Genomic DNA, 8957 nt, shown 5'->3' on the forward strand with positions numbered 1-8957 from the left:
TGTACTTGAGTACGGCAAGGTGAAGCTGACGTGGTTTGAATTTGATTTTCGAAGAGTATTAATGATAGATAAACTGGTCAGGAACCCACTCCTGACCTTTTTCTTTTGCAAAATGACAAAAATCATAAACTTTTTGACAAATATGCTTGTCAAAAAGAAAAAGATGTGTTACAATGTAAGCAAGTTAAGAGAAAAGGAGAAAGGAACGATTATGTGGGCATTAGGATTTGTACCTCTTGTGATTATGTATTATATCTACCATTCCCAAAAGGTCAAGAAACTAGAGAATAAAATCAAAAGAATTGAGCAAAAACAGAAAGGAAATAAAGAAATGTCAAGAATTTTAAAAGAATTGATTGGGAAAACACCGACAATCTTTGGACAAGTTTTTGGAACAGACAACTGGGAAGTTGTGGATGTTGATGAGGAATGGGTCAAGCTACGCCGTGTAGATAAAAAAGGAAAAGAAAAATTCAAGTTGCAACGTATTGAGGATATCCAAGCAGTTGAATTTGACGGAAAGTAGGTGTGTAACATGCAACTAAAAAATCGTCTAAAAGAGCTTCGAGCTCGTGATGGTCTCAATCAAACCGACCTAGCCAAGCTAGCAGGGGTTTCCAGGCAGACCATCAGTCTATTAGAACGGGATGAGTACACCCCATCCATTATCATTGCCCTGAAAATATCTCAAATTTTCAACGAAACAGTCGAATCGGTATTTCGCTTGGAGGAGGACGAGTGATGAACAAGTATAAAGCAATCTATTATGTAGTTGCCATAGCTCTATTAGTCAGCATGTTTCTATTGATTGGGATAGACTTAGGCTGGTTTCGTCCCTATCAAAGTGACCAATTTATTTGGGCCTACTTTGCTCTTATTCCAGTCGTTGACTGGATTGAAAAGAAAGCAAACAATCTAGCAAGTGAAAAAGGAGAATGAATATGGAAAAGAAAAAGAAACGTGGCTTGTTATTTTTAATGTCTATTGTCTTGGGAGGTTTCTTAGGCATGCTTGTAGGGATGTTTAAGGCACTTGCTGAATCCCACGGAATTATGTTAGATGTAAAAGTCTTGATACCATGGATATCAGCTATTTGTTTAGTGTTAGGTTTCATTAGCATTCTTTTGACATTCAATTTCTTAAAGAAAAGCAGAAAATTTCATTCCTTGTATCAAGAGGAAATGGATGATGATCTGAATGAAACCTATTATGTGCAAATGTATCGGAATCTCGAGTTTGGAACCATTGCTTTTAATATTGCAAGTGTAGCGATTTTATTGGCTCTTTTCATCTCAGGTAGTGAAGGGGTTGTACTAAATGGAAGCCATATAACCTTCTCTCTTTCTTTTTTGGCATTAGTGCTGATTTTCAGTGTTCAAAAATATCTTTTTAAAACAATTGCGATTGTTCGTCAGCTTGATTTGGCATTTTTCTCTACACCAAAGGATATCTTAGAGCATTTCGATTCTTACGATGAAGGGGAGCGCAAGGCTAATTTGGAACAGAGTTTTCGAATTTTATTCCAATTAAATCAGTATGTCTTACCTGGCTTATATATTTTTCTTTTTATCATTTCTTTCTTGACAGGAGAAATTCAGCTACTAGCCTTCTTGCTTGTCGGAGCTATCCATGTTTATATCAATGTGATGCAGTTACCTATGGTGAAACGTTATTTCAAATAAAGGAGTTTCTATGATTCGTGTTGAAAATGTAAGCAAAAGTTTTGGGAGCAAAAAAGCTCTTCATCAGATTTCTTTTGAGATTAAGGAAGGTGAAATCTTTGGTTTTCTTGGACCTTCTGGCTCAGGTAAAACAACCATGATCAATGTCTTGACAGGTCAGTTGACTGCAGATCAAGGTAAAACAGTTTTGTTAGGCAAGAATTCTCAAGATTTAACCTCAAATGATTTGGAACAAATTGGTATTGTTAGTGATGGCAGTGGTTTTTATGAAAAGATGAGTCTTTACAAAAATCTGCTCATCTATGCTAAGTTATATGGTCTCAAGTCAGATAGAGTAGTTCAGGTGCTTCAACAGGTTGGATTGGCAGATGCTAAAGATATTATCGCGGAAAAACTATCTACTGGAATGAAACAACGAATGTTCTTGGCTCGTGCCCTTCTTAATGCTCCTAAGATGCTTTTTCTAGATGAGCCAACCAGTGGCTTAGACCCTACAACATCTAAGATGATTCATACCCTACTTCAAGAGTTAAAGCAGGCGGGGACAACTATCTTTTTGACCACGCATGATATGAATGAAGCAACTCTGCTTTGTGATCGCTTATCTCTTTTGAATAAGGGGAACTTAATAGAGTATGGAAGTCCGCAAGATATTATCCAGAAGTACCATGTGGATAAGAAGGTACGTGTGGTTTATAACGACGGACGAGAACAGATAGTTCCGTTTGAAGAATTACCACATTTAGACACGACAGATTTGATGGTGGTCCACTCTTGTGAGCCGACTTTAGAAGATATCTTTATCAGATTGACAGGAGAAAAGTTAGATGTTTAGAAAATTAAATGCCCTACTATGGTTAAGATTACAAGTTCTTATCAGCAATTCAACTTTGTTGGCGACTCTATTGTTGCCTTTTGGACTGGCTGTTCTATATAATGAGTTCTTAAACAAGAGTGGAGAATTGAGTACGTATTTCCTTTCTATGAGTTTGACGATGGTCTTGAGTATGGGAAGTGGTTATATGGTATCGATTATGATGGCAGAAGATAAGGAAAAGCGCAATCTTAAATCACTCATCCTAAGTGGTGTGACAGCAACAGAATATACTTTCAGTATGCTCATTCTCCCTCTGTTGATTATGTTGCTTGGAATGATTTTACTACCAATCTATTTTAAAGTGGATGTATCAGGTTACTTATTGGCCTATGTTATCTATTTGGTCTTAGCAGCTATTAGTGTTATTTTTCTCAACCTTCTAATCGGTGCAGTGTCAGATACTCAGTCTAAAGCGCAAGTTTATAGTATGTTTCCTGTGTTTATCGTCTCTTTTTTACCCATGATTGCTCTTCAAAATGATACGGTTCAGAAAGTGTTGGATTACTCGTTCGTTGGTCCTATTGTAAATCTTTTAAATAAAAAAGGTGGAGAAATATCTTTTTCTAACATCGGTATGTTACTTGCCTGGGTACTTGTGTTAGGGATAGCAAACCTCTTTGTATTGAAAAACAGCTATAAAGCAAGATAGGAGAACTTTATGAAATTACTTAAAAACCTTGGCTGGTTTCTTCTAGCCATTCTATCCTTTTTATTCATCTATGGCTTCATTCAGGTGCTCGCGACTACGTCGCTTGCCTTAGGCGCTTCACCCTATGCTGTGACCTTGCTCTATGTGGCCTTGGCTGGAGTTTATGTGTACGGCATTTACAAATGGTATCAGAAAGGTCCTGTTCGTATTGAGAAGAGTGGCTTCAACCGATTTATTTGGCTTCCTGCCTTGGTTTGGTTCTTATCTCTGGTTGTCCAGTTTTTCTTGCCAAATGATCCTTCAGTAAATCAGCAAATAGCGATAGACTTGACCTTGTCTCAACCACTTTTCTCATTCTTTGCGGTCGTTATTTTTGCTCCTCTGACGGAAGAACTTATCTTTAGAGGGATGTTAGCGCGCTATCTCTTTCCTAAGCAGGACAATAGCAAACAAACTCTGCTTTTCCTTCTGGTATCGAGTGTTCTGTTTGCCTTGATTCATTCTCCAGGAACTTTGCAACAGTTTTTAGTTTATGCTAGTCTAGGATTGAGTTTGGGTCTGGCTTATGTAAGCCGAAAAGGTCTTCTTTACAGTATTTCTCTCCACGCTTTGAATAATTTAGTCAGCTTTTTGATGATTCTCATGCTATAATAGAGTCAGGAGGTCACATGAAACGAGTAATTTTATTAGCAGTGATTCAAGCAGTCGTTCTATTTTTCATCATTGGGGGACTAGCTTATGCCTTTAAGGGAGATTTCTTCTATAGCCATTTAGCAGTGGTCTTTGCCCCGATTGCAGGTATCTGGCGTTTTGGGACAGCTTACACAACGGAAATCGTCTTGCCGAGAAAGGCAGCTGAAATCGCTGAAAAGCGTAAAGCAGGCAACAATTCAAAATAAAAGAGTCCGATGAAGTTCATCGGATTTTTGTATTGGCGTTAATTTTTAGGTCCTTCATTTGTTTTTTAAAGACTGGCAAACTTTTCTGCTGATTTTCATGAAGAGCCTGCGCTTTTATGGTAAAATAGTAACAGAATAAAAGAGGAGAGAAACAATGAAACGTAGTATGTATGCTGGTCGTGTTCGTGAGGAACACATCGGACAAGAAATGACCTTGAAAGGATGGGTTGGCCGTCGTCGTGACCTTGGTGGTTTGATCTTTATCGATCTTCGTGACCGTGAAGGAATCATGCAGTTGGTTATCAACCCTGAAAAAGTATCTGCAGAGGTCATGGCAACAGCTGAAAGCCTTCGTAGCGAATTTGTTATCGAGGTGACTGGACAGGTCGCTGCGCGTGAGCAAGCCAATGATAAGTTGCCAACTGGTACAGTTGAGTTAAATGTAACAGCCTTGACAGTGCTGAACACAGCTAAGACAACCCCATTTGAGATTAAGGATGGCATTGAGGCCAATGATGATACGCGTTTGCGTTACCGTTACCTTGACCTTCGTCGTCCAGAAATGTTGGAAAATCTTAAACTTCGTGCTAAAGTGACCCACTCTATCCGTAACTACTTAGATGAGTTGGAGTTTATCGACGTGGAGACACCATTCCTTTCTAAGTCAACACCAGAAGGGGCGCGTGACTATTTGGTGCCATCTCGTGTTAATAAAGGGCATTTCTATGCTCTTCCTCAAAGTCCACAAATCACGAAACAGCTCTTGATGAATGCTGGCTTTGACCGCTACTACCAAATCGTCAAGTGTTTCCGTGACGAGGATTTGCGTGGAGACCGTCAGCCTGAGTTTACCCAGGTTGACTTGGAAACATCTTTCCTTACTGAGCAAGAAATCCAAGATATCACAGAAGGCTTGATTGCGCGCGTGATGAGGGAAACCAAAGGCATCGAAGTAACGCTACCATTCCCTCGTATGAAGTACGATGATGCTATGGCTCTTTACGGTTCTGACAAGCCAGATACCCGTTTTGATATGTTGCTTCAGGACTTGACAGAAGTGGTCAAGGGTGTAGATTTTAAAGTCTTTTCAGAAGCACCTGCTGTAAAAGCAATTGTGGTCAAAGGCGCAGCAGATAACTACTCACGTAAAGACATCGACAAGATGACCGAAGTAGCCAAACAGTACGGTGCCAAAGGTCTTGCTTGGATCAAGGTGGTTGATGGAGAATTAAACGGACCAGTTGCCAAGTTCTTGACTGGCATCCAAGCAGATTTGACAGCAGCGCTTGCTCTTGAAGATAAGGACTTGGTTCTCTTTGTAGCAGATACGCTTGAAGTGGCTAATGCAACTCTTGGTGCCCTTCGTGGACGTATTGCCAAAGAGCTTGGCTTGATTGATAACGATAAATTCAACTTCCTTTGGGTGGTTGACTGGCCAATGTTTGAATGGTCTGAAGAAGAAGGCCGCTACATGAGCGCCCACCATCCGTTTACTCTTCCACAGGAAGAGACTGCTCACGAACTAGAAGGTGATTTGGCTAAGGTTCGTGCCATTGCTTACGATATCGTCTTGAACGGTTATGAGCTTGGTGGTGGTAGCCTTCGTATCAATCAAAAGGACCTTCAAGAACGCATGTTCAAAGCTCTTGGTTTCTCAGCTGAAGAAGCAAATGACCAGTTTGGTTTCCTTCTTGAGGCCATGGACTATGGTTTCCCACCACACGGTGGTTTGGCTATCGGGCTTGACCGATTTGTCATGCTCTTAGCAGGAGAAGAAAATATCCGTGAAGTCATTGCCTTTCCTAAGAACAACAAGGCAACTGACCCAATGACACAAGCTCCTTCAACAGTAGCTCTCAAACAATTAGAGGAACTCAGCTTACAAGTAGAAGAAGATGAAACAAGCAAAACGAATTAAGCGGTGGCGCTATTATCTGCGCCGCTTTGCTCATCAGATAAAAATTTTACGTGTCTTACAAAGCATCTCTCGGGAAAAATATGATGAGAAGATATCAGCCTCTCTGGTCTATGGTTTTTTATCAGCAGTAGCGGTCAATTTCTTTTTCCAACCAGGGCATGTGTATTCGAGTGGTGCGACAGGTCTGGCACAGATTATCTCTGCTCTGAGTAATCACTGGTTTGGTTTTCATATCCCGATTTCGCTGACCTTCTACGCCATTAATTTTCCTTTGATGGTCTTGGCTTGGTATCAGATTGGACATAAGTTTACGATCTTTACCTTTATTACGGTGTCCATGAGTTCCTTCTTTATCCAGTTTGTCCCTGTGGCGACCTTGACGGAGGATCCCATTATCAATGCCCTTTTTGGGGGTGTTGTCATGGGCTTGGGGATTGGTTTTGCTCTTCGAAACAATATCTCCAGTGGTGGGACGGATATTGTCAGTCTGACCATTCGCAAGAAAACGGGTAAGAATGTTGGTAGTATTTCTTTCTTGGTAAATGGAACCATTATGCTGATAGCAGGTTTGACCTTTGGTTGGAAATACGCCCTCTACTCTATGATTACCATCTTTGTCTCTAGCCGTGTGACAGATGCAGTCTTTACCAAGCAAAAACGGATGCAGGCCATGATTGTGACCAATCATCCAGAGAAAGTAATTGAGAAAATCCATAAAAAATTGCACCGCGGAGCAACTATGATCCACGATGCAGAAGGAACCTATAATCACGAGAAAAAGGCAGTTTTAATCACTGTCATTACACGTGCAGAATTTAATGAATTCAAACAGATTATGAAACAGGTGGATCCAGGTGCCTTTGTTTCTGTATCTGAGAATGTCCATATTTTGGGACGGTTCGTTGAAACAGATAATTAATAACCAAAAAAACCAGCTCGAGCTGGTTTTTATTTTTCAATAATTTTGTGGGCAATCAACTGACGGTAACAAATTTGCTTATTGCTTTTAGCATCGTTGATAATCTGGAGGATAGTTTCAAGAGAAACACGACCAAGTTCTAAGCTATTAATATCAACATAGGCCGCCAAGTTGAGCTTGGGATTGACCGAGTCAAAGCTGAGAACAGGGACATCCAGTTGGTACTTAGCAATATAGTCACAGACCCCTTCGGCTAGGAGACTATCGGTTGTGATGATAGCATCGATTTGTGGGTCATGCTGAAAGAGAAGTTGACTAAATTGATATCCTTTTTCCTCTAGAAATTCATTTGCAAAGTAGGTCAGATTGTCATCAATAGGCAGTTGGTATTGTTTGAGTGCTGACTCATAGCCTGTTAAACGGTCTTGTGTAACGAAGAGTTTCTTAGAACCTCCGATAAAGGCAATTCGTTTGCATCCTTTTTTGATGAAATATTCGGTTGCATCAAAACCAGCTTGGGTATTGTCATTATCGACAAGAGGAATAAAGGGTGAAATGGATTTTCCTAGAATGAGGAAGGGGAACTGCTCTTCAGCCACCAATTTGACCAAGGGATCTTCCTCTTCAGCATAAAGGAAAATCAAACCATCCACACGTTTACCGTAAACCATTTGTGAAATAGCTTTAAGGCGTTCTTTTTCATCTTTACCTGTTGCTATCTGAATGGCATAGTGGTTTTCAGATGCGACTTGAGAGATGCCACGTAGGACTGATGGGAAGAAAGGATTTTGATAGAAGGCGTCTGAGTCGTCAGGAAGAACTAAGCCAATAACTTGGGTATAACTGCTTACCAAGCTACGAGCGTTGAGGTTGGGGTGGTAATTGAGCTCCTTCATAGCCTTGTGAACGCGTTTTTTAGTTTCGTCGCTAATGGTTGATTTATTTTGAATAACACGGGTTACGGTTGAAGGCGAAACACCAGCAGCCTTGGCCACGTCTTTAATCGTAACGGGCATAAAAATCTCCTATTTATGGTAATCTGGATCACGAAAATGCGTTTTATAAAAGATAGTGACCAGATAAAGGACAAAAAGAATGTTTTGTACAGTGATGAGGTTTGACATATTTTGGCCAAATAATCCCAAAATAAGCGTAATCAGAGTTGGCAATCCTAAACAGTTTAAGATAAAATGGTAGCACTCTTTAAAGGTTCTAAATGAAAAGAGGCGTGATTTCTTAGTGATATAAAGGAGAAGACTAGCCCCTAGAGAGACGATAAAGAAATTCAAACCAAAGAGGAAGCTAGCACCGAGAACTAGGAAGAGACTGATATAGACACGATTTTGTTGGTACCAGTCTTTAGAAATTGCCTGGGTCAAGCTGTCTTTACTTTTGAAACTCTCAGTCTGAATGGCTCGGTAAGAGATACGAGTCAGTTCCTTACTTTCCTTGCTGATGACGAGCTCATTCGTATCGAAATGCAGTTGCAAGTCCTTAGGTAATTCCTTGCTTTGACTTGGACCAATCACAATAGAAGGCGCTTGACTAGCTGTTCCTGTATAAGTTAATTTACCATCAACAATTGCAGCATGCTCAGAGAGATCCTGGACAACCTCATCTGTCAATGGTTCATAGACATTATCGATAAAGGTTTCTAGCGGATAAGTCTCCTGGGAGCTGTTTTGAATGGCAATGGGTACCATAGACGAGCTGATAAGGAAGATACTGGTAAAGAGAAGTTGAAACCAGTTGAGTCCGAAACGTTTGGACAGGGGCTTACGAAATCCCCAAATACTTGAAAAATAGGAAAATGGATATGGAAGCATAGGTATCTTTCTAAAAGGTGTTTTCTATATGAGTATTATTATATAGAGAAATGCGCTTTATTTCAAGTCTAGGAGAAAAATTGCTTGTTGCAAGAATATTATTTACAGTAGCAATCGCTAATATTCAATGAAAATCAAAGAGCAAACTAGGAAGCTAGCCGCAGGTTGCTCAAAGCACTGCTTTGAG

At 40.2% G+C, this 8957-nt stretch carries 12 protein-coding genes; 10 read left to right on the plus strand and 2 right to left on the minus strand.

The window, feature by feature from the left end:
- Positions 1-61 precede the first annotated feature (61 nt).
- From ADI86_RS03915 to ADI86_RS03960, 10 genes are all read left to right on the plus strand, one after another.
- Complete coding sequence (locus ADI86_RS03915; RefSeq protein WP_049531877.1) at positions 62-526, plus strand: hypothetical protein; 465 nt, start codon at positions 62-64, stop codon at positions 524-526.
- Between the two features lie 9 nt (positions 527-535).
- On the plus strand, positions 536-742 hold the full coding sequence (locus ADI86_RS03920) for a helix-turn-helix transcriptional regulator (RefSeq protein WP_001176227.1): 207 nt from the start codon (positions 536-538) through the stop codon (positions 740-742).
- Positions 742-939 (plus strand): hypothetical protein, encoded by a 198-nt coding sequence (locus tag ADI86_RS03925; RefSeq protein ID WP_049531878.1) that lies wholly within the window; start codon positions 742-744, stop codon positions 937-939. Before ADI86_RS03920 ends, ADI86_RS03925 begins: the two co-directional genes overlap by 1 nt.
- A 2-nt stretch (positions 940-941) precedes the next feature.
- Positions 942-1682, plus strand: coding sequence for a DUF3169 family protein (locus ADI86_RS03930; protein WP_049531879.1), 741 nt, complete (start codon positions 942-944; stop codon positions 1680-1682).
- A gap of 10 nt (positions 1683-1692) precedes the next feature.
- The gene (locus ADI86_RS03935; RefSeq protein ID WP_049531880.1) at positions 1693-2517 is read left to right on the plus strand and encodes an ABC transporter ATP-binding protein; all 825 of its coding nucleotides are present in this window, start codon (positions 1693-1695) and stop codon (positions 2515-2517) included.
- Positions 2510-3208, plus strand: a complete 699-nt coding sequence (locus ADI86_RS03940; RefSeq protein WP_049531881.1) for an ABC transporter permease — start codon at positions 2510-2512, stop codon at positions 3206-3208. Before ADI86_RS03935 ends, ADI86_RS03940 begins: the two co-directional genes overlap by 8 nt.
- 9 nt (positions 3209-3217) lie before the next feature.
- On the plus strand, positions 3218-3859 hold the full coding sequence (locus tag ADI86_RS03945; protein ID WP_049531882.1) for a CPBP family intramembrane glutamic endopeptidase: 642 nt from the start codon (positions 3218-3220) through the stop codon (positions 3857-3859).
- Positions 3860-3876: 17 nt separating this feature from the next.
- On the plus strand, positions 3877-4107 hold the full coding sequence (locus ADI86_RS03950) for a hypothetical protein (protein WP_049531883.1): 231 nt from the start codon (positions 3877-3879) through the stop codon (positions 4105-4107).
- 154 nt (positions 4108-4261) lie between these two features.
- On the plus strand, positions 4262-6025 hold the full coding sequence (gene aspS, locus ADI86_RS03955; protein WP_049531884.1) for an aspartate--tRNA ligase: 1764 nt from the start codon (positions 4262-4264) through the stop codon (positions 6023-6025).
- Positions 6003-6944 carry a YitT family protein gene (locus tag ADI86_RS03960; protein WP_049531885.1) on the plus strand — a complete coding sequence of 314 codons (942 nt, stop codon included), beginning with the start codon at positions 6003-6005 and terminating at the stop codon, positions 6942-6944. Before aspS ends, ADI86_RS03960 begins: the two co-directional genes overlap by 23 nt.
- Before the next feature lie 29 nt (positions 6945-6973).
- On the opposite strand, the gene ADI86_RS03965 is transcribed toward ADI86_RS03960, so the two are convergent.
- On the minus strand, positions 6974-7960 hold the full coding sequence (locus ADI86_RS03965; RefSeq protein ID WP_049531886.1) for a LacI family DNA-binding transcriptional regulator: 987 nt from the start codon (positions 7958-7960) through the stop codon (positions 6974-6976).
- A gap of 9 nt (positions 7961-7969) precedes the next feature.
- Positions 7970-8770 carry a DUF1189 domain-containing protein gene (locus ADI86_RS03970; protein WP_049531887.1) on the minus strand — a complete coding sequence of 267 codons (801 nt, stop codon included), beginning with the start codon at positions 8768-8770 and terminating at the stop codon, positions 7970-7972.
- Positions 8771-8957 lie beyond the last annotated feature (187 nt).

The organism is Streptococcus pseudopneumoniae, assembly GCF_001074975.1.
In the GTDB taxonomy this organism is placed as follows: domain Bacteria; phylum Bacillota; class Bacilli; order Lactobacillales; family Streptococcaceae; genus Streptococcus; species Streptococcus pseudopneumoniae_D.

Coding starts and splice junctions, on each gene's coding strand:
- ADI86_RS03915 (WP_049531877.1), top strand. CDS start 62: ATGATAGATAAACTGGTCAGGAACCCACTCCTGACCTTTTTCTTTTGC.
- ADI86_RS03920 (WP_001176227.1), top strand. CDS start 536: ATGCAACTAAAAAATCGTCTAAAAGAGCTTCGAGCTCGTGATGGTCTC.
- ADI86_RS03925 (WP_049531878.1), top strand. CDS start 742: ATGAACAAGTATAAAGCAATCTATTATGTAGTTGCCATAGCTCTATTA.
- ADI86_RS03930 (WP_049531879.1), top strand. CDS start 942: ATGGAAAAGAAAAAGAAACGTGGCTTGTTATTTTTAATGTCTATTGTC.
- ADI86_RS03935 (WP_049531880.1), top strand. CDS start 1,693: ATGATTCGTGTTGAAAATGTAAGCAAAAGTTTTGGGAGCAAAAAAGCT.
- ADI86_RS03940 (WP_049531881.1), top strand. CDS start 2,510: ATGTTTAGAAAATTAAATGCCCTACTATGGTTAAGATTACAAGTTCTT.
- ADI86_RS03945 (WP_049531882.1), top strand. CDS start 3,218: ATGAAATTACTTAAAAACCTTGGCTGGTTTCTTCTAGCCATTCTATCC.
- ADI86_RS03950 (WP_049531883.1), top strand. CDS start 3,877: ATGAAACGAGTAATTTTATTAGCAGTGATTCAAGCAGTCGTTCTATTT.
- aspS (WP_049531884.1), top strand. CDS start 4,262: ATGAAACGTAGTATGTATGCTGGTCGTGTTCGTGAGGAACACATCGGA.
- ADI86_RS03960 (WP_049531885.1), top strand. CDS start 6,003: ATGAAACAAGCAAAACGAATTAAGCGGTGGCGCTATTATCTGCGCCGC.
- ADI86_RS03965 (WP_049531886.1), bottom strand. CDS start 7,960: ATGCCCGTTACGATTAAAGACGTGGCCAAGGCTGCTGGTGTTTCGCCT.
- ADI86_RS03970 (WP_049531887.1), bottom strand. CDS start 8,770: ATGCTTCCATATCCATTTTCCTATTTTTCAAGTATTTGGGGATTTCGT.